Raw genomic sequence first — 26,509 nt, forward strand, 5'->3', positions numbered from 1 at the left:
TTGTCCCTCCTTTTTAATTAAAATTCTAAGCCGTTTTCACGAGCTGCTTCAGCTAAAGCTTTGATACGGCCATGATATAAATATCCACCACGGTCAAATACCACGGATTTCATTCCTTTATCTACTGCACGTTTCGCAACTAGTTCTCCAACTTTTGCTGCTGCATCGATAGTAGCAGCTGAGTCTAGATCGAAATCTTTATCTTGAGAAGATGCACTTGCTAGAGTAACACCGTTCACGTCATCGATAAGTTGAGCGTAGATATTTTTGTTAGAACGGAAAACGTTCAAACGAGGACGAGTTTCAGTTCCAGTAATTTTTGAACGGACACGAGCATGTCTCTTCTTACGTGTTTTGTTCTTATCTGGCTTAGTAATCACCTACGGTCACTCCTTTCTTTTGCCTACGCGGCATTATTTACCTGTTTTACCTTCTTTACGACGAACATATTCACCTTCGTAGCGAATACCTTTTCCTTTGTAAGGCTCAGGAGAGCGTACAGCACGAATGTTTGCAGCTAGTGCTCCAACACGTTCTTTATCGATACCTTTGATAGATATCTTTGTGTTTGCCGGTACTTCGATCTCAATACCTTGTTCTGGTTCGATCTCAACTGGGTGAGAGTAACCAACGTTAAGTACAAGCTTAGTACCTTGTTTTTGAGCACGGTAACCTACACCGACTAGCTCAAGATTTCTTTGGAATCCTTTAGATACACCTTCAACCATGTTCGCGATTAGGGCACGAGTTGTACCGTGTAACGCGCGGTGTTCTTTTGCATCAGAAGGGCGAGTAACTGTTGCTACGTTTCCTTCTAATTCTACTTTAATATCAGAATTGAATGTACGAGAAAGTTCCCCTTTAGGTCCTTTTACAGTTACAGTGTTATCTTCACCTACTGTTAGAGTAACGTCAGATGGAATTTCGATTGGTAGTTTTCCTACACGTGACATCCTGTTGCACCTCCATTCATATAAAAAATATTACCAAACGTAAGCTAGTACTTCTCCGCCTACTTGTTGAGCACGAGCTTCTTTATCAGTTAAAACACCTGTAGAAGTAGAAACTAGTGCGATACCTAAACCGTTTAATACTCTAGGTACTTCTGTAGATTTCGCATATACACGTAAACCAGGTTTAGAGATACGCTTTAATCCAGTAATTACACGTTCGTTGTTTGCTCCATATTTTAAGAAAATGCGGATAACACCTTGCTTGTTATCTTCTACATATTCTACGTCACGTACGAAACCTTCACGTTTAAGGATTTCTGCAATTTCTTTCTTGATGTTAGAAGCAGGAACTTCTAATCTTTCGTGACGAACCATGTTCGCATTACGGATGCGAGTAAGCAAATCTGCAATTGGATCTGTCATTGTCATAATAATTTACCTCCTTCCCAATATAGGGTATTACCAACTAGCTTTCTTAACGCCAGGAATCTGACCCTTGTATGCAAGTTCACGGAAACAAATACGGCAAAGCTTGAATTTACGGATTACTGAATGAGGACGTCCGCAACGTTCGCAACGAGTGTACGCTTGAACATTATGCTTTGGCGCGCGTTTTTGTTTCGCAATCATAGATTTTTTAGCCACATTTTCGCCTCCCTTATATAGCGATTACTTTTGGAATGGCATTCCGATTTGTGTCAATAATTCACGAGCTTCTTCGTCTGAGTTCGCAGTTGTTACGATTACGATATCCATACCACGTACTTTAGACACTTTGTCATAGTCAATCTCAGGGAAAATCAATTGCTCTTTAACTCCTAATGTATAGTTACCGCGACCGTCGAATGCTTTTTTAGAAACACCACGGAAGTCACGTACACGTGGAAGTGAAACAGAAATTAATTTATCTAAGAATTGGTACATACGCTCTCCGCGAAGAGTAACTTTTGCACCGATAGGCATACCTTCACGAAGACGGAAGCCTGCGATAGATTTTTTAGCTTTCGTTACAACTGGCTTTTGACCAGTGATTTGAGTCAACTCATCAACAGCTACATCAAGAGCTTTTGAGTTTTGAACAGCTTCACCGATACCCATGTTGACAACGATCTTTTCAACTTTAGGTACTTCCATTACTGATTTGTAATTGAATTTGCTCACTAGAGCTGGACTGATTTCTTGTTGAAATTTTTCTTTTAGGCGGTTCATTCAGAATACCTCCCTTCTTAATCGTACTATTTATCTAGAACTTCACCTGATTTTTTTGCTACACGTACTTTTTTGCCGTCTTCTGTCTTATAACCTACACGAGTTGGCTCGTTAGATTTCGGATCTAGAAGCATAACATTTGATACATGGATAGATGCTTCTTGGCTGATGATTCCGCCTTGCGGGTTCATCTGTGAAGGCTTAGCGTGTTTTTTTACAACGTTAATTCCTTCAACTAGCACTCGGTCTTTCTTAGGGAATGAAGCAAGAACAACACCTGTTTTGCCTTTATCTTTCCCAGTAATGACCATTACTTTATCGCCTTTTTTTACATGCATTTCATCGCACCTCCTTGAATGGCCCAATGCTAATATCTATTAAAGAACTTCTGGAGCTAAAGATACAATTTTCATAAAGTTGCTGTCACGTAGTTCGCGAGCAACAGGTCCGAAGATACGAGTTCCACGTGGTCCCTTATCGTCACGGATAATTACACAAGCGTTCTCGTCGAACTTAATGTAAGTACCGTCTTGACGACGTACACCAGATTTAGTACGTACAACAACCGCTTTTACTACGTCACCTTTTTTAACAACGCCACCTGGTGTTGCTTGTTTTACTGTACACACGATAACATCACCGATGTTAGCTGTTTTGCGTCCAGAACCACCAAGCACTTTGATAGTTAATACTTCACGAGCACCAGAGTTGTCAGCAACTTTTAAACGTGATTCTTGTTGAATCATGTAGGTAACCTCCCTTCGGAATATAAAATATCCGAACAAATATATTAGATAATAACTGCTTTTTCAACAACTTCTACTAAACGGAAACGTTTTGTAGCAGATAGTGGACGAGTCTCCATGATACGTACGATATCGCCTACTTTTGCTTCGTTGTTCTCATCATGAGTTTTAAACTTCTTAGAGTACTTAACGCGCTTGCCGTATAGAGAATGCTTTTTATAAGTTTCTACCATAACCGTTACTGTTTTATCCATTTTGTCGGAAACAACACGGCCAGTGTATACCTTACGTTGGTTGCGGTCACTCATTTAAGCAAACCTCCTCTCATTTATCGATTGTTAACCCCGATCTCTCTTTCACGGATTACAGTTTTCATACGAGCGATCCCTTTGCGGACTTCACGGATGCGAGCTGTATTTTCTAATTGCCCAGTCGCAAGTTGGAAGCGAAGGTTAAATAACTCTTCTTTTAGAGTTTTTACTTTTTGTTCAATTTCAGCAGTGGTTAGGTCACGAATTTCATTAGTTTTCATTTGATTCACCACCAATTTCCTCACGTTTTACAAACTTCGTTTTGATTGGAAGTTTGTGTGATGCTAGACGAAGTGCTTCACGAGCTACCTCTTCAGACACACCAGCGATTTCAAACATGATTTTTCCAGGCTTAACTACTGCTACCCAACCTTCTGGAGCACCTTTACCTGAACCCATACGTACTTCTAAAGGTTTTGCAGTGTAAGGTTTATGAGGGAAGATTTTAATCCATACTTTACCGCCACGTTTCATGTAACGAGTCATAGCGATACGAGCTGATTCGATTTGACGGTTTGTGATCCAAGAAGCTTCAACTGCTTGTAAACCGTATTCACCGAACGCTACCTCTTGACCGCCTTTAGCACGTCCACGCATTTTTCCGCGGTGTTCGCGACGATGTTTAACGCGTTTAGGTAATAACATAATTATTTGCCTCCTTCCTCAGATTTCTTTCTTGTAGGAAGAACTTCTCCACGGTAGATCCATACTTTAACGCCAAGCTTACCATAAGTTGTGTCAGCTTCTGCATGAGCATAGTCAATGTCAGCGCGTAGTGTATGAAGTGGAACAGTACCTTCACTGTAATGTTCTGCACGAGCGATATCTGCTCCGCCTAAACGACCAGATACTTGTGTTTTGATTCCTTTTGCACCAGCACGCATAGCACGTTGGATAGATTGCTTTTGAGCACGACGGAATGAAACACGATTTTCTAATTGACGAGCGATGTTTTCTGCTACTAGTTTAGCATCAACGTCAGCTCTTTTGATTTCAACGATGTTGATGTGTACACGTTTTGAAGTAAGTTCGTTAAGAGCCTTACGAAGAGCTTCAACTTCTGTACCACCTTTACCGATAACCATACCAGGCTTAGCTGTATGAACAGTAATGTTAATACGATTTGCAGCGCGTTCGATTTCTACTTTAGAAACGGAAGCGTCTACTAAACGTTTTGCAATATATTCACGTACTTTAATGTCTTCGTGTAATAGATTAGCGTAATCTTTATCTGCGTACCATTTAGATTCCCAATCACGGATTATACCGACACGAAGTCCGACCGGATGTACTTTTTGACCCACAGCTTATCCCTCCTTCTTTTCTGATACGACAAGTGTAATGTGACTTGTACGTTTGTTAATTTGACTTGCACGTCCCATCGCACGAGGACGGAAACGTTTAAGTGTTGGTCCTTCATTTACATAAGCCTCAGTTACCACTAGGCTATTAATATCCATGTCAAAGTTGTGCTCTGCGTTCGCAATAGCAGACTTAAGTACTTTTTCGATTACTGGTGAAGCAGCTTTAGGTGTATGCTTTAAAATAGCAACCGCTTCTCCAACTTGCTTACCTCGGATTAGATCAACGACTAAACGTACTTTACGAGGAGCAACACGTACTGTTCTTGCAACAGCTTTTGCTTGCATTAGGATACCCTCCTCTCAATTAGCGTCTTGTTTTCTTATCATCACTTGCATGACCTTTGTAAGTACGAGATGGTGCGAATTCACCAAGCTTGTGTCCTACCATGTCTTCAGTGACGTATACAGGTACATGTTTACGACCATCGTAAACTGCGATAGTGTGACCGATGAATGCTGGGAAGATCGTTGAGCGACGAGACCAAGTTTTAACAACTTGTTTGCCTTCAGTTTCGTTCAATTTCTCAACCTTACTCATTAAATGATCATCAACAAAAGGTCCTTTTTTTAAGCTACGACCCATGTTTGAACCTCCCTTCGTGATTGATCTACGGCTCTTTTCAGGAACCGTAGTACAATCCCGTTATTTTTTGCGACGACGCACAATAAATTTATCTGATTTGTTGTTTTTCTTACGTGTCTTGTATCCAAGAGTAGGTTTACCCCATGGAGACATTGGTGATTTACGTCCGATTGGAGCGCGACCTTCACCACCACCGTGTGGGTGATCGTTAGGGTTCATTACAGAACCACGAACTGTTGGGCGTTTACCTAACCAACGAGAACGTCCGGCTTTACCAATGTTGATAAGTTCGTGTTGTTCATTCCCAACTTGACCTACAGTAGCACGACAAGCAGAAAGAATCATACGAGTTTCACCAGAGTTAAGACGTACAAGTACATATTTACCTTCTTTACCAAGTACTTGAGCAGAAGTTCCAGCTGAACGTACTAACTGGCCACCCTTACCTGGTTTAAGTTCGATATTGTGTACGATTGTACCAACTGGGATGTTGATAAGTGGTAATGCATTACCCACTTTAATATCTGCTTCAGGTCCAGACATTACTTCCATACCTACTTCGATTGTTTTCGGTGCAAGAATGTAACGTTTTTCCCCATCAGCGTAGTTAATTAGTGCAATGTTTGCTGAGCGGTTTGGATCGTATTCGATCGTAGCAACGCGTCCAGGTATACCATCTTTTTCACGTTTGAAATCGATGATACGGTATTGGCGCTTATGACCGCCACCTTGATGACGAACTGTTAACTTACCTTGGTTGTTACGGCCACCCTTTTTGTGTAGGGGTGCTAAAAGTGACTTTTCCGGAGAATCTGTAGTGATTTCAGCGAAATCAGAACTAGTCATGCCGCGACGACCATTAGAGGTAGGTTTATACTTTTTAATCGCCATGTTTTTCCCTCCTCTTCTTAATTAAAGAATTTTATACTTCAAAGAATTCGATTTCTTTACTATCAGCAGTAAGTTTAACGATTGCTTTACGACGCTTGTTAGTGTAACCAGCGTGTTTACCCATACGTTTGAACTTACCTTTGTAGTTCATGATGTTAACTTTATCTACTTTCACGTCAAAGATTACTTCAACAGCGTCTTTTACTTGAGTTTTGTTCGCTCTAGTATCAACTTCGAAAGTATACTTTTTCTCAGACATAAGATCAGTTGAAGCCTCTGTAATTACGGGGCGCTTAATGATTTCACGTACATCCATTATGCAAGCACCTCCTCTACTTTTTCAACAGCTGATTTAGTGATCACTAGTTTGTCGTGTCCTAATACATCCAGAACGCTAATTCCATCAGCAGGAACAACAGTTACACCAGGGATGTTACGAGCTGAAAGTGCTACGTTTTCGTCGATTCCATCAGTGATAACTAATGTTTTAGAGTTAACTGAAAGACCTTTAAGAACGTTAGCAAATTCTTTTGTTTTAGGAGCATCGAATGATAATGCTTCTAATACTAAAATGTTTTCTTCTACTACTTTAGAAGAAAGAGCAGATTTGATCGCTAAGCGACGAACTTTCTTAGGAAGTTTGTAGCTGTAGCTGCGTGGAACTGGTCCAAATACAGTACCACCACCGCGCCATTGTGGAGAACGGATTGACCCTTGACGAGCACGGCCAGTTCCTTTTTGACGCCAAGGCTTACGCCCACCGCCACGTACTTCAGAACGATTTTTTACTTTGTGATTACCTTGACGTAAAGAAGCTCTTTGCATCAATACTGCTTCAAACATTACATGTTTGTTTGGTTCGATACCAAAAACAGTGTCATTAAGTTCGATATCACCAACTTTAGAACCGCTTTGGTTAAATAATGCTACTTTCGGCATTCTTGTTTCCTCCTTTCTTGAAAAGTTCTATTAGTTTGCTTTAATAGCTGACTTTACTTTGATCAGTTGTTTCTTAGGTCCAGGTACATTCCCTTTTACTAAGATAAGGTTACGATCAGCATCAATTTTTACAATTTCAAGATTTTGAATTGTAATTTGCTCTCCGCCCATACGTCCAGGTAGTAATTTACCTTTGAATACACGGTTTGGATCAACAGGACCCATTGAACCAGGACGACGGTGGTAACGAGAACCATGGGACATAGGTCCGCGAGATTGGTTATGACGCTTGATTGCACCTTGGAATCCTTTACCTTTTGAAACTCCTGTTACATCTACGATTTCGCCTGCCGCGAAAATATCAACTTTGACTTCTTGACCAACTTCGTACTCTTCTACGTTTACACCGCGGATTTCACGGATGAAGCGCTTAGGAGCAGTTTCAGCTTTAGCAACGTGGCCTCTCTCTGGTTTGTTAGAAAGCTTTTCACGTTTGTCTTCAAAACCTACTTGGATAGCTTCGTAGCCATCAACATCGATAGATTTCTTTTGAAGTACAACGTTTTGAGCAGCTTCGATAACAGTTACAGGGATAAGATCACCGTTTTCAGCGAAAACTTGAGTCATACCAATCTTTCTTCCTAAGATTCCTTTGGTCATAAGTCACACCTCCTAATAATTATGGTTTTTATGAATTAAAGTTTGATTTCGATATCTACACCTGATGGTAAGTCTAAACGCATAAGCGCATCAACTGTTTGAGGTGTTGGGTTTACAATGTCGATTAAGCGTTTATGAGTACGCATTTCGAATTGCTCACGAGAATCTTTGTATTTGTGCACAGCACGTAAGATTGTGTAAACAGACTTTTCAGTTGGTAGTGGGATCGGTCCAGAAACCGCCGCACCAGAACGTTTTGCTGTTTCAACAATTTTCTCAGCTGATTGATCAAGAATTCTGTGATCATAAGCCTTTAAACGGATACGAATCTTTTGTTTTGCCATTATTTTCCCTCCTTTATCGCCTATTTTTGAATAGACATTCTCCACAGAAATTTCCCACACACTCGCCATGGCAAAGCGGCCGTGTGTGTCAGCAACCTTCTGTTTCATCGCAGTCAAAGACCAACATTGTCTATTATAACTAAAACACCTAGAAGATGCAACTGTTTCTTGCAAATTCTTTATGTTTTGCACACTTTCTCTATTATACAAACGAAGCCTAATATTTTCAAGGCTATATATTATTTTCACAATATTAAATATAACCACTATACTTATTCTCAACAGTCAGTAATATAGAAATGATTCATAGAATATATATAGAAGAAACTCGACTACTTTCAATTTAAGATTGATGTAGTTGGGAAGGATCTCCAAAGTGAATGCCTATATAGACGCAAAAAAACAGATGGACATGATGTCCATCTGTTTTTGATATCAATGATTACTCAGTGATTGTAGCTACTACTCCAGCACCTACAGTACGTCCACCCTCACGGATAGAGAACTTAGTACCTTCTTCGATAGCGATTGGAGCGATAAGCTCAACAGTCATTTCGATGTTATCGCCAGGCATAACCATTTCTACACCTTCAGGAAGGTTACAGATACCAGTTACGTCAGTTGTACGGAAGTAGAACTGTGGGCGGTAGTTAGTGAAGAATGGAGTGTGACGTCCACCCTCTTCTTTAGAAAGAACATAAACTTCTGCTTTGAACTTTGTGTGTGGAGTGATTGTACCTGGCTTAGCAAGTACTTGTCCACGTTGGATATCTTCACGAGCTACACCACGAAGTAGTGCACCGATGTTGTCTCCAGCTTCAGCATAGTCAAGAAGCTTACGGAACATTTCTACACCTGTTACAGTTGTAGATTTTGGCTCTTCAGAAAGACCAATGATGTCGATAGTGTCTCCAACTTTAACTTGTCCACGCTCAACACGACCAGTAGCAACTGTACCACGACCTGTGATTGAGAATACATCCTCAACAGGCATCATGAATGGCTTTTCAGTGTCACGCTCTGGAGTTGGGATGTAGCTATCTACAGCTTCCATAAGTTCGTAGATTTTTTCTTCCCACTCAGCTTCTCCTTCAAGAGCTTTAAGAGCAGAACCTTTGATTACTGGTACGTCATCGCCAGGGAAATCGTACTCAGAAAGAAGGTCACGTACTTCCATTTCTACTAATTCAAGTAGCTCTTCGTCGTCTACCATGTCACATTTGTTCATGAATACAACTAGGTATGGAACACCTACTTGACGAGAAAGAAGGATGTGCTCACGAGTTTGTGGCATTGGGCCATCAGCAGCAGAAACTACTAGGATCCCACCATCCATTTGTGCTGCACCAGTGATCATGTTTTTAACATAGTCAGCATGTCCTGGGCAGTCAACGTGTGCATAGTGACGAGTATCAGTTTCATACTCAACGTGTGCAGTAGAGATTGTGATTCCACGCTCTCTTTCTTCTGGAGCACCGTCAATTTGGTCATATGCCATTGCAGTTCCACGACCATACTTCTTGTGAAGTGTAGTTGTGATTGCAGCTGTTAGAGTTGTTTTACCATGGTCAACGTGACCGATTGTACCGATATTCGCATGTTGCTTGGAACGATCAAATTTTTCCTTACCCATTTGAAAATCCTCCTTTAATTTTAAAGAAAATAAGTATATTTGTTAGGCTAATCCAGAGGCAGTTTGTTGCCGCCCCTGAACCAGTAATGCTTACAATAGTATTTATACTTTATATAAGGGAATAAATCAATTATTCACCTTTATTTTTTTTGATGATCTCTTCAGAAATCGATTTAGGTACTTCTTCATAGTGATCGAAGTGCATGGAGTATGTTCCACGTCCTTGTGTGTTAGAACGAAGGGAAGTTGCATATCCAAACATTTCTGATAGAGGTACGAACGCTTTAACGACTTGAGCGTTACCGCGTGCTTCCATACCTTCTACACGTCCACGACGAGAAGTTACATCACCCATGATATCTCCAAGGTATTCCTCAGGGATAACAACCTCAACCTTCATCATTGGCTCTAAGATTACCGGCTTACATTTAGAAGCGGCATTCTTAAGTGCCATAGAAGCAGCGATCTTAAACGCCATTTCAGAGGAGTCAACATCATGGTATGAACCATCGAATAATCTTGCTTTAACATCAACAAGTGGGAAACCAGCTAAGACACCATTTTCTAAAGCGTCAGATAGACCGGCTTGTACTGCAGGGATGTATTCACGAGGAACTACACCACCGACGATACCGTTCTCGAATTCGAATCCTTTACCTTCTTCGTTAGGTGAGAATTCGATCCAAACGTGTCCGAATTGTCCACGTCCACCAGATTGACGGGCGAACTTACCTTCAACTTTAGCCGTATCACGGAAAGTCTCACGGTAAGATACTTGAGGAGCACCTACGTTTGCTTCTACTTTAAATTCACGTTTCATACGGTCAACGATGATATCTAAGTGAAGCTCACCCATACCCGCGATGATAACTTGACCTGTTTCCTGGTCAGTATGCGCACGGAATGTTGGATCTTCCTCTTGAAGTTTTTGTAGAGCAGTAGTCATTTTATCTTGGTCAGCTTTTGATTTAGGCTCAACAGATAGTGAGATTACCGGCTCTGGGAATACCATGGATTCAAGAATAACCAAACTCTTTTCATCACATAGTGTATCTCCAGTAGAAGTATCTTTCAGACCAACTGCTGCTGCAATGTCTCCAGCATATACTTTAGAAATTTCTTCACGGGAGTTAGCATGCATTTGCAGGATACGACCTACACGTTCACGTTTTCCTTTTGAAGAGTTTCTTACGTATGATCCTGACTCAAGAACACCAGAGTAAACACGGAAGAATGTTAATTTACCAACATAAGGGTCAGTTGCAACTTTGAACGCTAAAGCAGAGAATGGCGCATCGTCTGTAGATGGACGAGTTACTTCTTCTTCTGTTTCAGGTACAAAACCTTTGATATCTTCAACGTCTGTTGGCGCTGGAAGATAGTCGATAACTGAGTCAATTAATAATTGAACCCCTTTGTTTTTGAATGCAGATCCACAAACTACCGGGTAGAACTCAACAGTCAGTGTTGCCGCACGGATAGCAGCTTTGATTTCTTCGTTAGAAAGCTCTTCACCTTCTAAGTACTTCATCATTAGCTCTTCATCAAGTTCAGAAACAGCTTCAATTAACTTTCCGCGGTATTCTTCAGCTTGATCTTTGTACTCTTCAGGAATGTCACGAGCTTCTGCACGTGTTCCAAGGTCATCTTCATAGAAGTATGCTTTCATTTCTACTAAGTCGATGATACCTTCGAAATCATCCTCAGCACCGATTGGAAGCTGAATTGGATGTGCATTCGCTTGTAAACGCTCATGAAGTGTACCTACAGAATAAAGGAAGTCAGCACCGATTTTGTCCATTTTGTTAACGAACACAACACGGGGAACCCCGTAAGTTGTTGCTTGGCGCCATACTGTTTCAGTTTGAGGCTCAACACCAGATTGAGCATCAAGTACTGCTACTGCACCATCAAGTACACGGAGTGAACGCTCAACTTCAACAGTGAAGTCTACGTGTCCCGGTGTATCGATGATGTTAATACGATGGCCTTTCCATTGAGCTGTTGTCGCAGCAGAAGTGATAGTGATACCACGTTCTTGCTCTTGCTCCATCCAGTCCATTTGAGAAGCACCTTCGTGAGTTTCTCCAATTTTATGGATACGACCTGTATAAAATAGGATACGCTCAGTTGCAGTTGTTTTACCAGCATCGATGTGAGCCATGATACCGATATTACGAGTGTTTTCTAAGGAGAACTCTCTAGGCATGCGGTCTTTCTCCTTCCTTATATGAGAATGATTTGAATGTTTTTGATCAGATTACCAACGATAGTGAGCAAACGCTTTGTTCGCTTCAGCCATCTTGTGTGTATCTTCACGCTTCTTAACAGAAGCTCCAGTGTTATTAGCTGCATCAAGGATTTCGTTAGCTAAACGCTCTTCCATTGTCTTCTCACCGCGAAGACGAGAGTAGTTTACTAACCAACGAAGACCTAATGTAGTACGACGCTCTGGACGCACCTCTACAGGTACTTGATAGTTTGAACCACCAACACGACGAGCTTTAACTTCTAATACCGGCATGATATTTTTTAGAGCTGCATCGAAAACTTCCATTGCATCTTTACCTGAACGCTCGCTAATGATATCAAACGCAGCGTATAGTTTCTTTTGAGCTTTACCTCTTTTACCGTCAATCATGATTTTGTTGATTAAACGAGTAACTAGTTTTGAATTGTACATTGGATCAGGTAAAACGTCTCTTTTTGCTACAGGACCTTTACGTGGCATGTGATTTCCTCCTTTCAACGAGAAATGAATTTATGATTTTTTTATTATTTTTTAGCTGCTTTAGGGCGCTTAGTTCCGTATTTAGAACGTCCTTGCATACGGCCTTCAACTCCAGCTGTATCAAGCGCACCACGTACGATGTGATAACGTACCCCTGGTAAATCCTTTACACGTCCTCCACGGATAAGAACAACACTGTGCTCTTGAAGGTTATGTCCGATACCAGGAATGTAAGCAGTAACCTCGATTCCATTTGTTAAACGAACACGAGCATATTTACGTAGTGCCGAGTTTGGTTTCTTTGGAGTCATTGTACCAACACGAGTACATACACCACGTTTTTGTGGAGAAGACAAGTTCGTGTGCACTTTCTTAAAGCTGTTATAACCTTTGTTAAGTGCAGGTGACTTTGATTTAGTTGATTTAGACTGACGAGGCTTGCGAACTAATTGGTTAATAGTTGGCATTTTGTTTTCCTCCCTTCTTATTTGGTAAGCCCACACATCCAGGTGGTTCTTTTTTGGGTAAAAGTAAAGTTTTTGCAGATAGCTTCTACAAAAACTATTTTACTGTATAATCGCAACAGCTGCTGCTCCAACATCTATTCCGCACGATTTACCAAGTTTCTTCATAGAATCCACTTTGTTAACCGATACTTTAAGATCAATAGCGGCCTGAACTACTTTCGCTGTAACTTTGGGATCAGCATCCTCCGCAATAACAACTTCTAGTACATGACCTGTTTTTAGAGCTTTCACTGCTTGCTTTGTTCCTACAATAATTTCTTTAGCCTGCGCTACTTTTTCATAAGACATTTCTTATCCTCCAAAGTAACAGGTTATTAATAGGAGCAACCTTGAATATATTATCATCTTAAAATCTCTATGTCAACAAAGATTTAAAAGATTTATAAAAGCTAACTCTTAGAGCTTATGTTTGAGCAATCAAACGCGCCTAAGAGTTAGCCTAAATAGATTACTCTACTGTTACTGTTTCTTCACTAGTATCTTCTGCTAATACCGGCTCTGCCTTGCGGTAACGTTGCATACCTGTACCGGCAGGAACCAATTTACCGATGATAACATTTTCTTTCAATCCAAGTAACTCATCACGTTTTCCTTTAATGGCAGCGTCCGTTAGCACACGAGTTGTTTCCTGGAACGATGCTGCTGATAAGAAGGAGTCCGTTTCAAGTGAAGCTTTGGTGATTCCGAGCAGTACAGGACGTCCTGTTGCTGGAAGCTTTCCGCCAAATAGTGCTTTTTCGTTCGCATCTCTAAATTGATGGATGTCCATAAGAGTACCTGGAAGTACCTCAGATTCACCCGCATCAATAACACGAACCTTGCGTAACATTTGACGAACCATGACCTCAACGTGTTTGTCGCCGATTTCAACCCCTTGCATACGGTATACTTTTTGTACCTCACGCAGCAAGTATTCCTGAACAGCTGACACATCACGCACTTTAAGAAGTTCTTTAGGATCGATTGAACCTTCAGTGATCTCCTGACCGCGTGCTACTTTATCGTTCACAGCGAATTTCAAGCGGGCTGTGTAAGGAGCTGTGTAACTTCTCGTTTCCACGTCACCTTGAACGGTAATTTCGTACTGTCGATCTTTTCCTTCACTGATGGAAGTAATTACACCATCAATTTCAGAAATAACGGCTTGACCTTTAGGGTTACGCGCTTCGAAGATCTCTTGGATACGCGGTAAACCTTGAGTGATATCGTCTCCTGCAACCCCACCAGTATGGAACGTACGCATCGTTAACTGTGTACCAGGTTCCCCGATGGATTGAGCAGCGATGATCCCAACAGCTTCCCCTACTTCGACTTTTTGACCTGTTGCCAAGTTCGTTCCGTAACATTTCTCACAAACCCCATGTCTCGTGTGACATGTGAAAGCAGAACGGATCGAAACATGTTCGACACCAGCATCAATGATCGTCTTAGCTAAGTCTTCTGTGATCAGCTGATTTTCTGTGATGATGATTTCATCTGTCTCAGGGTGACGTAATGTTTTACGTGAATAACGACCAAGTAAACGTTCTTCAAGAGGTTCGATGATTTCGGTACCCTCTTTAATGGAGCCTACAAGTAAGCCTCTGTCCGTTCCACAGTCTTCTTCACGAACAATCACATCTTGAGCCACATCAACAAGACGACGTGTCAGGTAACCTGAGTCAGCTGTTTTCAGTGCTGTATCGGCAAGACCTTTACGGGCACCATGTGTAGAGATAAAGTACTCAAGAACCGTTAAACCTTCACGGAAACTTGATTTGATCGGTAATTCAATGATACGACCAGCCGGGTTGGCCATCAGTCCACGCATACCAGCAAGCTGAGTAAAGTTAGATGCGTTACCACGGGCACCTGAATCACTCATCATGAAGATTGGGTTGCGCTTATCCAGTGTCGCCATTAATTTACCTTGAATGGTATCTTTCGCAGCGCTCCAGATTGAGATGACGCGATCATATCTCTCATCCTCTGTAATAAGACCACGTTTAAATTGTTTTAATACGTTGTCTACTTTACTTTGCGCTTCGATTAAGATTTTTTCTTTTTCCGCTAGTACGACGATATCTGCGATACCAACCGTAATACCGGCTTTAGTAGAGTATTTGAATCCTAAGTCTTTCATTTTATCAAGCATACGAGACGTTTCTGTGATAGCGAACTTCTTGAATACTTCCGCAATGATATTCCCTAAGAAACCTTTTTTGAATGGGTTGATTAACTCACGATTTTGGAATACCTCTTTAACGTCCGTTGCCGGGTCAACAAAGTAGTTCTCAGGAGTAGCTACTTCCAAGTTCGTTCTTGTTGGTTCGTTAATGAACGGGAAGGTATCTGGTAAGATCTCGTTAAAGATCACTTTACCAACCGTAGTTAATAATAATTGTTGATTTTGTTTCTCAGTAAACGTTTTGTTGTTGATGGTGCTTGCATGGATCGCAATACGAGTATGCAAGTGAACATATCCATTTTGATACGCAAGGATAACTTCATTAGCATCTGTAAAGATCATACCTTCACCAACAGCATTTTCACGCTCAAGTGTCAGGTAATAGTTACCTAATACCATATCCTGGGACGGAGTAACAACTGGCTTACCGTCTTTCGGATTAAGAATGTTTTGGGCAGCAAGCATCAGCATGCGTGCTTCAGCTTGTGCTTCAGAAGATAGAGGTACGTGAACCGCCATTTGGTCACCATCGAAATCCGCGTTGTATGCAGTACATACAAGTGGGTGAAGACGGATCGCTCTACCTTCGACAAGAGTTGGTTCAAATGCTTGAATACCAAGTCTGTGAAGAGTAGGTGCACGGTTTAAGAGAACTGGATGTTCTTTAATAACCCCTTCTAATACATCCCATACTTCCGGTTGTACGCGTTCGATCTTGCGTTTTGCACTCTTAATGTTGTGAGCCAATCCCTTTTCAACAAGTTCTTTCATAACAAATGGTTTGAATAACTCAAGTGCCATTTCTTTAGGAAGACCACATTGATACATCTTAAGGTTAGGTCCAACGACGATTACAGAACGACCTGAATAGTCAACACGTTTACCAAGAAGGTTCTGACGGAAACGACCTTGCTTCCCTTTAAGCATATGTGAAAGGGATTTTAATGGACGGTTTCCTGGTCCGGTAACTGGACGGCCACGGCGACCATTATCAATTAAAGCGTCCACCGCTTCTTGAAGCATACGCTTCTCGTTTTGAACGATGATGCTTGGGGCACCAAGGTCCAATAAACGCTTCAGACGGTTATTACGGTTAATAACACGACGATATAAATCATTTAAGTCAGAAGTTGCAAAGCGTCCACCGTCAAGCTGAACCATCGGGCGAAGCTCTGGAGGAATGACAGGTAGTACATCAAGAATCATCCAGTCCGGATCATTTCCTGAGTTTCTGAAAGATTCCACCACTTCTAAACGTTTGATTGCACGGGTACGGCGTTGACCTTGAGCTGTCTTCAGTTCTTCTTTAAGGAAATCAGCTTCTTTATCCAAGTCAATGTCTTGAAGAAGCTTTTTAATCGCTTCAGCTCCCATTGCAGCTTGGAATTTTACTCCGTATTTCTCACGATACGCACGGTACTCTTTCTCAGAAAGAAGTTGCTTTCTTTCCAGAGCCGTGTCACCCGGTTCTGTTACAACATAGGAAGCGAAGTAAATAACTTCTTCCAAAGCACGGGGAGACATGTCTAAAACAAGTCCCATACGGCTTGGAATTCCTTTGAAGTACCAGATGTGGGATACAGGGGCAGCCAGTTCAATGTGACCCATGCGTTCACGACGAACTTTAGCCTTCGTTACTTCAACACCACAGCGGTCACAAACGACGCCTTTATAGCGTACACGCTTGTATTTTCCACAGTGACATTCCCAGTCCTTCGTAGGACCGAAGATACGTTCACAGAACAAACCATCTTTTTCAGGTTTTAATGTACGATAGTTAATCGTTTCAGGTTTTTTGACCTCCCCGAAAGACCACGAACGGATCTTATCGGGGGAAGCTAAACCAATTTTCATATACTCAAAATTATTTACATCTAGCAAGGGGCCTACCTCCCTTTTAATCTACAGGCTCTAACCCTAATTGCTCTAAATTTATTCTTTTGACCCTACTGTCTCGGATTCTTGTGCATTAGATTCAGAGATATTTAGCGTGTCTGCTTGCTGTACTTCTTCTTCGTCCTCTAAGTCACGCATTTCAATTTCTTCTTCGTTACTAGAGAGGATCTTAACATCCATACCTAAACTTTGAAGCTCTTTGATCAGAACCTTGAAGGATTCCGGAACTCCAGGTTCAGGAACGTTTTCACCTTTGACAATGGCTTCGTATGTTTTCACACGACCCACAACATCATCAGACTTAACCGTTAGAATTTCTTGTAGAGTGTAAGCAGCACCATAAGCTTCAAGTGCCCATACCTCCATCTCACCGAAACGCTGGCCACCGAATTGAGCTTTACCCCCGAGTGGCTGCTGCGTAACAAGTGAATAAGGACCTGTTGAACGTGCGTGAAGTTTGTCATCGACCATGTGAGCAAGCTTGATCATATACATGATCCCCACTGATACACGGTTATCAAACGGTTCACCTGTTCTACCATCATAAAGAACGGTTTTCGCATCACGTGCCATACCGGCTTCTTCGATGGTTGCCCATACGTCTTCCTCACGTGCTCCATCAAATACCGGTGAAGCGACATGTACACCAAGATATCTTGCTGCCATACCTAAGTGAAGTTCAAGCACCTGTCCGATATTCATACGTGATGGTACCCCTAATGGGTTCAACATAATATCGATCGGTGTTCCGTCTGGTAAGAACGGCATGTCTTCTTCAGGAAGGATTCTAGAGATAACACCTTTGTTACCGTGACGTCCAGCCATTTTGTCACCCTCAGAAATCTTACGCTTCTGAACGATGTATACACGTACAAGCTGGTTTACACCTGGTGGTAATTCATCGCCGTCTTCACGATTGAAGACTTTGACATCGAGGATGATTCCTCCCCCACCATGTGGTACACGGAGAGATGTATCCCGGACTTCACGAGCTTTCTCACCGAAGATTGCATGTAATAAGCGTTCTTCAGCAGTCAACTCTGTTACACCTTTAGGCGTTACTTTACCGACAAGTAAGTCGCCATCTTTTACTTCCGCACCGATGCGGATAATTCCACGTTCATCAAGATTGCGAAGTGCATCTTCACCAACGTTTGGAATATCACGAGTGATCTCTTCAGGTCCTAATTTCGTATCACGAGATTCAGACTCATATTCTTCAATATGAATAGAAGTATATACATCGTCTTTTACAAGACGTTCACTCATGATGATCGCATCTTCATAGTTGTAACCGTCCCAAGTCATGAATCCAACCATTACGTTACGTCCTAAGGCTAATTCACCTTTTTCCATTGAAGGACCATCAGCAAGGATCTCTCCTTTAACTACACGGTCGCCTTCACTTACGATCGGACGCTGGTTGTAACATGTACCCTGGTTAGAACGGATGAATTTTTGCATACGATATTTATCGAGGTCACCTTTTACTTCTTGACCGTCGATTTCTTTCACACGACGTACCCAAACTTGTTTCGCTTCAACCTTTTCTACAATACCTTCATATTTACAAATCACTGCTGCACCAGAGTCCTTCGCAGATACGTGTTCCATACCTGTTCCGACGATCGGTGATTCCGGATTCATTAAAGGCACTGCTTGTCGCTGCATGTTCGCTCCCATAAGAGCACGGTTAGAGTCATCGTTCTCTAAGAAAGGAATACATGCTGTCGCAGCTGATACTACTTGTTTAGGAGATACATCCATGTAGTCCAGACGTTCACGCTTGATAACCGTGTTTTCACCACGGAAACGAGCGATGACTTCTTCATCAAGGAATGCTCCGTCATCACCAAGACGTGCGTTTGCTTGTGCCACTACATAGTTATCTTCTTCGTCTGCTGTCAAGTAATCGATACGATCGGTTACTTTCCCTGTATCAGGGTCAACACGACGATACGGCGTTTCAATAAAGCCGAATTTATTCACTTTCGCAAATGAAGAAAGTGAGTTGATCAGTCCGATGTTTGGTCCCTCAGGCGTTTCAATCGGACACATACGACCATAGTGGGAGTAATGTACGTCACGCACTTCAAATCCTGCACGTTCACGCGTTAATCCACCAGGTCCTAAAGCAGAAAGACGACGTTTGTGCGTTAATTCTGCAAGAGGATTCGTTTGATCCATAAATTGAGACAATTGAGAGCTTCCAAAGAACTCTTTAATTGATGCGATTACCGGTCGAATGTTGATCAGTTGTTGAGGCGTGATCGTGTTCGTGTCCTGAATGGACATTCTTTCACGAACTACACGCTCCATACGTGATAAACCGATGCGGAATTGATTTTGAAGCAATTCACCTACCGAACGTAAACGACGGTTACCTAAGTGGTCAATATCATCCGTTAGTCCTACTCCGTGTAATAAGTTAAAGAAGTACGAAATGGAAGAGATGATATCTGCAGGTGTAATGTACTTAACCTCTTCTTCAACATACGCATTGCTGATGACATTAATCTCAAATTCTCCCTCTTCGTTAGGAGAATAGATTTTGATAGATTGAAGAACGACGTCTTCTTCTAACACGCCACCAGACTGTTGGTAGTTTTTAAACCCGATGCCATTTTCTAAATAAGGAATAACCTTATCAAGAGCGCGACGATCAAGAACCGTGCCTTTCTCCGCCAGAATCTCACCCGTTTCCGGATCTGCTAGAGTTTCTGCTAGAGTTTGACCGAATAAACGGTTCTTAATGTGAAGCTTTTTGTTCATTTTGTAACGTCCAACGTTTGCTAAGTCATAACGCTTAGGATCAAAGAAACGAGAAACGAGTAAACTTTTAGCATTTTCTACTGTAGGAGGCTCTCCTGGACGCAGACGCTCGTAAATCTCGAGCAATGCCTTGTCGATACCTTCCGTGTTGTCTTTCTCGAGTGTGTTACGAATGTACTCATTATCACCGATTAAATCGATGATTTCTTGATCAGAGCCAAACCCAAGGGCACGTAAAAGAACCGTTACCGGTAGTTTGCGAGTTCGATCAATTCGCACATATACAACATCTTTCGCATCTGTTTCATACTCAAGCCAAGCTCCGCGGTTTGGTATAACGGTAGCAGTAAACCCTTTCTTTCCGTTCTTATCTACTTTTCCGCTAAAGTAAACACTAGGTGAACGTACTAACTGAGATACGATAACGCGCTCAGCACCATTAATGACAAAAGTACCTGTGTCTGTCATTAATGGGAAGTCACCCATAAATACGTCTTGATCTTTTACTTCTCCTGTTTCCTTGTTCACAAGACGGACTTTCACTCTAAGCGGTGCAGAGTAAGTAACATCTCTTTCCTTTGATTCTTCCACCGAGTACTTTGGCTCTCCCAGACTGTAGTCAATAAATTCCAAAGAGAGATTACCAGTGAAGTCCTCAATCGGAGAAATGTCACGGAACATTTCTCTTAACCCCTCATCAAGAAACCATTGATACGAGGAAGTTTGAATTTCGATTAAATTCGGTAATTCTAAAACTTCACTGATACGCGCAAAACTTCTGCGTTGGCGGTGTCGTCCATACTGAACTAGTTGACCTGTCAACTGATTCACCCCTCAAATCAAGCGTTTTGGTTGTGTCTATATGCCTTCAAGTAGGAATGCTACTCTACACAAGACAAAAAGAAAAAGGGTTTTAATGATAAAACCTCATTTTCAAATGACGAACTATTATTTTATAATCTTTTCCAATTTATCCAATATGTATACATATGGACATAATACCGGAAAATAATATTTTTGCATTTTATAATGTTATCATAGCAGTAAAGCTACGTCAACGGATTTCTTTTACCGATTTCAAGATGTAGTATCCCTTTTTTCTAGCGACAATTTCTACATTTGAAAACAATTCTTCCATTTTTTCCATGGCAGATGGAGCACCTTGTTTCTTCTGAATAACGACCCATAATTCACCATTCTCCTTCAGGTAGTCATAACTAGTTTCAAGAATCGAATGAACCGTTTCTTTCCCTGCTCTTATCGGCGGGTTCGTTAAAATGGCCGCAAATTCCGTTTCAACGACATTCCTATATCGGTCACTTTGATAGATGCTCACGTTTTGAACTTTATTCTCTCTAGCATTTTCTTTCGCTAAAGCCAACGCTCTCTCGTTTACATCAATCATATGAACCATACGATCATCATTGTCTTTCGCTAAAGCCAAACCGATCGGGCCATACCCACAACCGACATCCAGTAACGGACCCGTTACGCCAGGTAATTCAAACGTTTCTATTAAAGCTCTTGAACCAAAGTCAACTTCCTTCTTCGAGAAGACACCTTGATCCGTTTTAAAACGGAACGCATGTCCTCTTAATTCAAAGGTGATCGTTTGGGGGTTACTCTCTACATCAGGGTTATGAGAATAATAGTGATTGGTCATTATATCATCTCCATCCATTCTTACATCACGTCTATTAACCATCATTCCCAAAAGGACTGAAGATAACGGACGATAAACATCCATGTTTATATTCTGTTAGAAGCCAGACAAGAAAAAAGCCCGCCAAATATAGCGAGCTTTTCATCTATACAATCATTACTTAACTTCTACGCCAGCTCCAACTTCTTCAAGTTTAGCTTTAAGTTCTTCAGCTTCCTCTTTAGAAATACCTTCTTTAAGAGCTTTTGGAGTGTTATCAACAACTTCTTTCGCTTCTTTAAGGCCAAGACCTGTGATTTCACGAACAACTTTGATAACTTTGATTTTTTGAGATCCAGCGCTCTCAAGAATTACGTCGAATTCAGTTTTTTCTGCAGCAGCTTCTCCGCCACCAGCAGCTACAGCTACAGGTGCAGCAGCAGTTACTCCGAATTCTTCTTCGATTGCTTTAACTAGATCATTTAATTCAAGAACTGACATTTCTTTAATCGCGTCAATGATTTGCTCTTTACTCATTTTAAATTTCCTCCTTGTAATGTGTGCTTAATTTTTATTTAAACGACTTGCTTTAACTTACGCGCCTTGCTCTTCTTTTTGATCTGCAACGGCTTTTGTTGCCAATGCAAAGTTGCGCATTGGTGCTTGAAGCACGCTGAGTAGCATAGAAAGAAGTCCTTCGCGGCTTGGAAGTTCAGCGATTGCTTTAACATCCTCAACTGAAGTGATTGTTCCTTCAATGACACCCGCTTTGATTTCAAGCGCTTCGTGTTCTTTAGCAAAGCTGTTAATAATCTTTGCAGGCGCAACTACTTCTTCACTACTGAACGCGATTGCGTTAGGACCAGTTAAGAATTCGTTTAACCCTTCAAGACCAGCTTCTTCTGCCGCACGACGTACCATAGTGTTTTTGTACACTTTGAAGTCGATGCCAGCTTCACGGAGTTGTTTACGAAGCTCAGTTACTTCGGAAACATCCAGACCACGGTAATCTACAACGATTGTAGATACACTGTTTTTTAGTTTGTCAGAGATTTCTCCAACGATATGTTTCTTTTGTTCTAGAATGCTGCTCATCATTACACCTCCTGTAGATTGACTGATGAACATTTATACCGTCATCCAATAAAAAATGCCCTTATATCAAGGTAGACATAAGGGCATTGCAAACACGCTATAAGCGGTTATTTTATCGCAATTACCTCGGCAGGGCATTAAGCTCTTAACGAGCACCTACTGTCTACGGTACAAATGTATTCGTTTTTTAACAACAGAACTAATTATAATCACTAGTTCTTAGTAAGTCAATACCAAATTATGCCTTAACTGCGAAAGATGAAGGATCGACTTTAACGCCAGGTCCCATAGTGGAAGTTACAGAAACGTTTTTCATGTAAGTTCCTTTTGCAGCAGCAGGTTTAACTTTAAGCATTGTTTCATACATTGTAGCAAAGTTTTCAACAAGCTTTTCGTTGTCGAATGAAATCTTTCCAACAGGAACGTGAACGTTACCTGATTTGTCAGCACGGTATTCAACTTTACCTGCTTTGATTTCATTAACAGCTTTTGTTACGTCGAATGTAACTGTTCCAGTTTTAGGGTTTGGCATTAAACCTTTAGGTCCTAATACACGACCAAGTTTACCAACTTCACCCATCATGTCCGGAGTTGCTACGATTACGTCGAACTCGAACCAACCTTGGTTGATTTTGTTGATAAGATCTGCATCACCTACGAAATCAGCGCCAGCAGCTTCTGCTTCTTTTGCTTTATCGCCTTTAGCGAATACAAGAACCTTTTGAGTTTTACCAGTTCCATGTGGAAGTACAACTGCTCCACGGATCTGCTGGTCGTTTTTACGAGTATCTACACCTAAGCGGAACGCCACTTCAATCGTTGCGTCAAACTTAGCAAAGTTTGTTTTCTTAACTAATTCGATTGCTTCTTCAACTGAGTAAGCTGTAGTACGATCTACAAGCTTTTGAGCTTCAAGAAACTTTTTACCTTTTTTTGCCATTTTATATTTCCTCCTATATGTGGTTTTAGCGGAATAACCTCCCACGAAATAAGGTTGCGAGTGAAACGTACATTTCATCATCGCAACCTCGTTCAACAGGACCTTTAACGAAGCAGGGATTAGTCTTCGATGACGATACCCATGCTGCGCGCAGTTCCTTCTACCATGCGCATAGCTGATTCAACACTAGCTGCATTTAAGTCAGGCATTTTTGTTTCAGCAATTTCACGTACTTTGTCGCGTTTAAGTGTTGCCACTTTCTTGCTGTTTGGTTCGCCTGAACCAGACTCGATACCAGCTGCTTTTTTAAGTAAAACTGCAGCGGGTGGAGTTTTTGTGATGAATGTAAATGAACGGTCTTCAAATACCGTAATTTCAACAGGAATGATTAAGCCAGCTTGATCTGCTGTACGAGCATTGAATTCCTTACAGAATCCCATGATGTTAACACCTGCTTGACCTAGTGCAGGACCAACTGGTGGAGCTGGATTAGCTTTACCGGCAGGAATCTGCAATTTAACCATTTTGATAACTTTTTTAGCCACGAGACACACCTCCTTAAGTCCGTGATGTGGTTATTGGGTTTTTCACCCTCCCACTCATGTAAAAAATGTCTTTATCAACATAAAGAACGTCTATTAATTTCAGTATCTCTTTGTGGAGACGCACTGACTTATGAAATAGTACCATTTTTTCAGAATGATTTCAAGTTCTTTTCCATTATAATTTATCAATTTGGGAGAAATCCAGTTCTACCGGGGTATCTCTGCCAAACATATTAACATGAACTTTCACTTTTGCTTTCGCATTATCTATCTCTTCGATTGAGCCAGTGAAGTTTGCAAACGGACCTTCGTTTACTTTTACTGTTTCTCCTAAGTCGAAGTCGATCTCTACCTTTTTCTCTGTCATGCCCATTTGCTTCAGAAGATTTGTTACTTCTTCCGGCAGTAACGGAGTAGGCTTTGATCCGGATCCCGATGAACCGACAAATCCGGTAACTCCAGGTGTATTACGTACAACATACCAGGAATCATCCGTCATGACGATTTCAACAATCACGTAACCAGGGAATACTTTCTTCTTAACGACTTTCTTCTTACCGTTCTTAAAATCTGTTTCTTCTTCTTCAGGTACGATCACGCGGAAGATTTTGTCTTGCATCCCCATCGTTTCAACACGTTTCTCAAGGTTTGCTTTAACCTTATTCTCGTATCCTGAATAAGTATGAACTACATACCAATTCTTCTCCATTTAATAGGACTAAACGTCCGTCCCTCCTCGCTATTTAAGAATACTCTTTCGCCTTTTTCTCCAAATGAAAAAACCCGTAAAAAGATAACGGGCTCTAAGGTCATGTACTCTATTAACATTCATTATACCATGCTTTCACGGTATATATACAACTAATTCTATGTTTCTCTTACTTAGAACCAATGATCAATCGCATAAGTTCTGAGATGCCCAGGTCAATGACAGCAAAGAAAAGGGCAACAAATACCACTGTTGTGATAACGGTAATCGTATAGCGTGTTAACTCTTTACGTTTAGGCCAGCTGACCTTTCTCATTTCTGATGCAACATTGCGAAAGAATTTAAACATCCGTTTGTAACCTCCAACTAATATCAATACGCAAGACTTGGTGCTCCACTATTTTGTTTCTTTGTGTAGGGTGTGAGCATTACATGTATTACAGAATTTCTTTAATTCTAATCGAACTGCTTGATTACGATTACCCGGTACACTATAATTTCTGGAACCACACACCGTACAAGCAAGTATTAATTTAGTAGTCATATATTCCACCTATACTATCCATAGTAAGTCCTATCAAAAATAACACGACCACCAATTTGTGTCAATATGACTTTACATCGTTATTTCGCGAACTTCCAAGTATCGTTCGAGCTTTCTTTTCACTCGCTGCAAGGCATTGTCGATGGATTTCACATGGCGGTTCAGTTCTTCAGATATCTCCTGATAGGATTGCCCGTCTAAATAGAGAGCCAGGACTTTCCTCTCAAGATCACTTAATAACTGAGCCATCTTGTCTTCCATATTATCGAATTCTTCACGATTGATAATTAGCGCTTCCGGATCCATTACTTTCGCACCTGAAATAACATCTAAGAGCGTTCGGTCAGACTCGTCATCATAAATGGGCTTATCCAATGAAACATAAGAATTCAGCGGTATATGCTTCTGTCTCGTGGCTGTCTTAATGGCTGTAATGATTTGTCTTGTTATACAAAGCTCTGCAAACGCTTTAAAAGAAGTCAGCTTGTCCTCTTTATAATCACGGATCGCTTTGTATAATCCAATCATACCCTCCTGGACGATATCTTCCTTATCTGCCCCAATTAAAAAATACGAGCGGGCTTTTGCTCTTACAAAATTCCGATATTTCCTGATTAAAAAATCTAACGCTTCGCTGTGACCCTGATGGACGGCTTCTATTATCTCTTCATCATCCATGCCTTCTAATCGATTATCAAATGCTTCTGTCCTGGTGATATTGCTCACACACATCCCCCCGCGCAAAACAATAGATAGAAATATTATACATTACAGAAAATTCAATCGTCAACCTCTCATTGTTCCCCACGTCGCCATTTTTCGAAAATTTCAGCAACTTCATCTGATAATTGGATCTTGGAAGCCGGCCTTTTATCACTTGAGTTCCGTACTTTTCTTTCGATTTTTTTTTCGATGACTTTTACTTCCGTCAGAAGCTCCCTTGCTGATTTACGGAGGGCTCCCTGACCAAAAATCGCCCATTGCTCCGTAAAATCAGAAGTTGCTACATGAATTTGAGTTTTAATATTACTTAACTCAATGGCTAATTTTTCAATTCGTTCATCCGCTGTTTCATTTTCTCTAGTGAAAATGACTTCTACCTTATAATTTTTATACTTACGGGCAATCCCCTGAACGTAATAAGCATCGAACACGACGATGACTCGGTAGCCCGTATATCCTTGATATTCTGCCATTTGCTCTACAAGGCGATCTCTTGCTGCAGCTAAATCTTTATGTTTCAACTCATTCAGCTCTGACCAGGCACCGATTATGTTATAGCCGTCCACAAGGAGAATATCCATCTCT

General features: G+C 41.2%; 35 protein-coding genes and 1 other annotated feature. All 35 genes read right to left on the bottom strand.

Going from position 1 to position 26,509, the window contains the following annotated elements:
- Positions 1–17 precede the first annotated feature (17 nt).
- Entirely contained in the window at positions 18–380 is a 363-nt protein-coding gene (gene rplR / locus AC6CIB_RS22440; RefSeq protein ID WP_149158145.1) for a 50S ribosomal protein L18, read from the bottom strand.
- Between the two features lie 33 nt (positions 381–413).
- Positions 414–953, bottom strand: a complete 540-nt coding sequence (gene rplF / locus AC6CIB_RS22445) for a 50S ribosomal protein L6 (protein ID WP_148971243.1) — start codon at positions 951–953, stop codon at positions 414–416.
- Positions 954–983: 30 nt separating this feature from the next.
- Positions 984–1,382, bottom strand: coding sequence for a 30S ribosomal protein S8 (gene rpsH, locus AC6CIB_RS22450; RefSeq protein ID WP_060674108.1), 399 nt, complete (start codon positions 1,380–1,382; stop codon positions 984–986).
- Between the two features lie 30 nt (positions 1,383–1,412).
- Complete coding sequence (locus tag AC6CIB_RS22455; RefSeq protein ID WP_044340528.1) at positions 1,413–1,598, bottom strand: type Z 30S ribosomal protein S14; 186 nt, start codon at positions 1,596–1,598, stop codon at positions 1,413–1,415.
- 24 nt (positions 1,599–1,622) lie between these two features.
- Entirely contained in the window at positions 1,623–2,162 is a 540-nt protein-coding gene (gene rplE / locus AC6CIB_RS22460; RefSeq protein WP_113970893.1) for a 50S ribosomal protein L5, read from the bottom strand.
- A 26-nt stretch (positions 2,163–2,188) separates the two neighbouring features.
- A complete protein-coding gene (rplX, locus tag AC6CIB_RS22465) occupies positions 2,189–2,500 on the bottom strand; it encodes a 50S ribosomal protein L24 (RefSeq protein WP_034765969.1) in 312 nt (103 codons plus the stop codon).
- 39 nt (positions 2,501–2,539) lie between these two features.
- On the bottom strand, positions 2,540–2,908 hold the full coding sequence (gene rplN / locus AC6CIB_RS22470) for a 50S ribosomal protein L14 (protein ID WP_032085280.1): 369 nt from the start codon (positions 2,906–2,908) through the stop codon (positions 2,540–2,542).
- A 44-nt stretch (positions 2,909–2,952) separates the two neighbouring features.
- Entirely contained in the window at positions 2,953–3,216 is a 264-nt protein-coding gene (gene rpsQ, locus AC6CIB_RS22475) for a 30S ribosomal protein S17 (protein ID WP_032085279.1), read from the bottom strand.
- Between the two features lie 20 nt (positions 3,217–3,236).
- On the bottom strand, positions 3,237–3,440 hold the full coding sequence (gene rpmC, locus AC6CIB_RS22480) for a 50S ribosomal protein L29 (RefSeq protein WP_032085278.1): 204 nt from the start codon (positions 3,438–3,440) through the stop codon (positions 3,237–3,239).
- Entirely contained in the window at positions 3,430–3,864 is a 435-nt protein-coding gene (rplP, locus tag AC6CIB_RS22485) for a 50S ribosomal protein L16 (RefSeq protein WP_034765971.1), read from the bottom strand. Before rplP ends, rpmC begins: the two co-directional genes overlap by 11 nt.
- Positions 3,865–3,866: 2 nt before the next feature.
- Entirely contained in the window at positions 3,867–4,523 is a 657-nt protein-coding gene (gene rpsC, locus AC6CIB_RS22490; RefSeq protein WP_034765973.1) for a 30S ribosomal protein S3, read from the bottom strand.
- Positions 4,524–4,526: 3 nt separating this feature from the next.
- On the bottom strand, positions 4,527–4,868 hold the full coding sequence (gene rplV / locus AC6CIB_RS22495) for a 50S ribosomal protein L22 (RefSeq protein WP_498284461.1): 342 nt from the start codon (positions 4,866–4,868) through the stop codon (positions 4,527–4,529).
- Between the two features lie 19 nt (positions 4,869–4,887).
- A complete protein-coding gene (gene rpsS / locus AC6CIB_RS22500; protein WP_148971241.1) occupies positions 4,888–5,166 on the bottom strand; it encodes a 30S ribosomal protein S19 in 279 nt (92 codons plus the stop codon).
- Between the two features lie 60 nt (positions 5,167–5,226).
- Complete coding sequence (gene rplB / locus AC6CIB_RS22505) at positions 5,227–6,057, bottom strand: 50S ribosomal protein L2 (protein WP_044340525.1); 831 nt, start codon at positions 6,055–6,057, stop codon at positions 5,227–5,229.
- 31 nt (positions 6,058–6,088) lie between these two features.
- A complete protein-coding gene (gene rplW, locus AC6CIB_RS22510) occupies positions 6,089–6,373 on the bottom strand; it encodes a 50S ribosomal protein L23 (RefSeq protein ID WP_113970891.1) in 285 nt (94 codons plus the stop codon).
- Complete coding sequence (gene rplD, locus AC6CIB_RS22515; RefSeq protein WP_498284463.1) at positions 6,373–6,996, bottom strand: 50S ribosomal protein L4; 624 nt, start codon at positions 6,994–6,996, stop codon at positions 6,373–6,375. The genes rplW and rplD overlap by 1 nt, the downstream gene beginning before the upstream one ends.
- Positions 6,997–7,026: 30 nt before the next feature.
- A complete protein-coding gene (gene rplC / locus AC6CIB_RS22520) occupies positions 7,027–7,656 on the bottom strand; it encodes a 50S ribosomal protein L3 (protein ID WP_498284465.1) in 630 nt (209 codons plus the stop codon).
- Positions 7,657–7,691: 35 nt separating this feature from the next.
- A complete protein-coding gene (rpsJ, locus tag AC6CIB_RS22525; RefSeq protein WP_007085291.1) occupies positions 7,692–8,000 on the bottom strand; it encodes a 30S ribosomal protein S10 in 309 nt (102 codons plus the stop codon).
- A 442-nt stretch (positions 8,001–8,442) separates the two neighbouring features.
- On the bottom strand, positions 8,443–9,633 hold the full coding sequence (gene tuf, locus AC6CIB_RS22530; protein WP_113970887.1) for an elongation factor Tu: 1,191 nt from the start codon (positions 9,631–9,633) through the stop codon (positions 8,443–8,445).
- Positions 9,634–9,763: 130 nt separating this feature from the next.
- Positions 9,764–11,842: an elongation factor G gene (gene fusA / locus AC6CIB_RS22535; protein WP_498284467.1), complete on the bottom strand. Its 2,079-nt coding sequence runs from the start codon at positions 11,840–11,842 to the stop codon at positions 9,764–9,766.
- 51 nt (positions 11,843–11,893) lie between these two features.
- Entirely contained in the window at positions 11,894–12,364 is a 471-nt protein-coding gene (gene rpsG / locus AC6CIB_RS22540; protein ID WP_034765993.1) for a 30S ribosomal protein S7, read from the bottom strand.
- 44 nt (positions 12,365–12,408) lie between these two features.
- Positions 12,409–12,831, bottom strand: coding sequence for a 30S ribosomal protein S12 (gene rpsL, locus AC6CIB_RS22545; RefSeq protein ID WP_032085266.1), 423 nt, complete (start codon positions 12,829–12,831; stop codon positions 12,409–12,411).
- A gap of 99 nt (positions 12,832–12,930) precedes the next feature.
- Positions 12,931–13,179: a 50S ribosomal protein L7ae-like protein gene (locus tag AC6CIB_RS22550; RefSeq protein WP_498284469.1), complete on the bottom strand. Its 249-nt coding sequence runs from the start codon at positions 13,177–13,179 to the stop codon at positions 12,931–12,933.
- Between the two features lie 160 nt (positions 13,180–13,339).
- A complete protein-coding gene (rpoC, locus tag AC6CIB_RS22555; RefSeq protein WP_498284471.1) occupies positions 13,340–16,939 on the bottom strand; it encodes a DNA-directed RNA polymerase subunit beta' in 3,600 nt (1,199 codons plus the stop codon).
- Between the two features lie 51 nt (positions 16,940–16,990).
- The gene (gene rpoB, locus AC6CIB_RS22560) at positions 16,991–20,548 is read right to left on the bottom strand and encodes a DNA-directed RNA polymerase subunit beta (RefSeq protein WP_498284473.1); all 3,558 of its coding nucleotides are present in this window, start codon (positions 20,546–20,548) and stop codon (positions 16,991–16,993) included.
- 232 nt (positions 20,549–20,780) lie between these two features.
- The gene (locus AC6CIB_RS22565; RefSeq protein ID WP_498284475.1) at positions 20,781–21,389 is read right to left on the bottom strand and encodes a class I SAM-dependent methyltransferase; all 609 of its coding nucleotides are present in this window, start codon (positions 21,387–21,389) and stop codon (positions 20,781–20,783) included.
- Between the two features lie 156 nt (positions 21,390–21,545).
- Positions 21,546–21,905, bottom strand: a complete 360-nt coding sequence (gene rplL / locus AC6CIB_RS22570) for a 50S ribosomal protein L7/L12 (protein WP_148971233.1) — start codon at positions 21,903–21,905, stop codon at positions 21,546–21,548.
- A 57-nt stretch (positions 21,906–21,962) separates the two neighbouring features.
- Complete coding sequence (gene rplJ / locus AC6CIB_RS22575; RefSeq protein WP_113970880.1) at positions 21,963–22,463, bottom strand: 50S ribosomal protein L10; 501 nt, start codon at positions 22,461–22,463, stop codon at positions 21,963–21,965.
- Between the two features lie 42 nt (positions 22,464–22,505).
- Positions 22,506–22,650 (bottom strand) — a sequence feature (ribosomal protein L10 leader region).
- Between the two features lie 51 nt (positions 22,651–22,701).
- Positions 22,702–23,403, bottom strand: a complete 702-nt coding sequence (rplA, locus tag AC6CIB_RS22580; protein WP_498284477.1) for a 50S ribosomal protein L1 — start codon at positions 23,401–23,403, stop codon at positions 22,702–22,704.
- Positions 23,404–23,522: 119 nt separating this feature from the next.
- Positions 23,523–23,948, bottom strand: a complete 426-nt coding sequence (gene rplK, locus AC6CIB_RS22585; RefSeq protein WP_032085258.1) for a 50S ribosomal protein L11 — start codon at positions 23,946–23,948, stop codon at positions 23,523–23,525.
- A gap of 175 nt (positions 23,949–24,123) precedes the next feature.
- Positions 24,124–24,657, bottom strand: coding sequence for a transcription termination/antitermination protein NusG (nusG, locus tag AC6CIB_RS22590; protein ID WP_498284479.1), 534 nt, complete (start codon positions 24,655–24,657; stop codon positions 24,124–24,126).
- A gap of 169 nt (positions 24,658–24,826) precedes the next feature.
- Complete coding sequence (gene secE, locus AC6CIB_RS22595) at positions 24,827–25,006, bottom strand: preprotein translocase subunit SecE (protein WP_044340513.1); 180 nt, start codon at positions 25,004–25,006, stop codon at positions 24,827–24,829.
- 48 nt (positions 25,007–25,054) lie between these two features.
- Positions 25,055–25,201 carry a 50S ribosomal protein L33 gene (gene rpmG / locus AC6CIB_RS22600; protein WP_079534455.1) on the bottom strand — a complete coding sequence of 49 codons (147 nt, stop codon included), beginning with the start codon at positions 25,199–25,201 and terminating at the stop codon, positions 25,055–25,057.
- A gap of 72 nt (positions 25,202–25,273) precedes the next feature.
- Entirely contained in the window at positions 25,274–25,918 is a 645-nt protein-coding gene (gene sigH / locus AC6CIB_RS22605) for an RNA polymerase sporulation sigma factor SigH (protein ID WP_374056919.1), read from the bottom strand.
- Positions 25,919–25,995: 77 nt separating this feature from the next.
- On the bottom strand, positions 25,996–26,505 hold the full coding sequence (locus AC6CIB_RS22610; RefSeq protein WP_498284481.1) for an NYN domain-containing protein: 510 nt from the start codon (positions 26,503–26,505) through the stop codon (positions 25,996–25,998).
- Positions 26,506–26,509: the final 4 nt, after the last annotated feature.

This window comes from Rossellomorea sp. GQ25 (assembly GCF_059758515.1).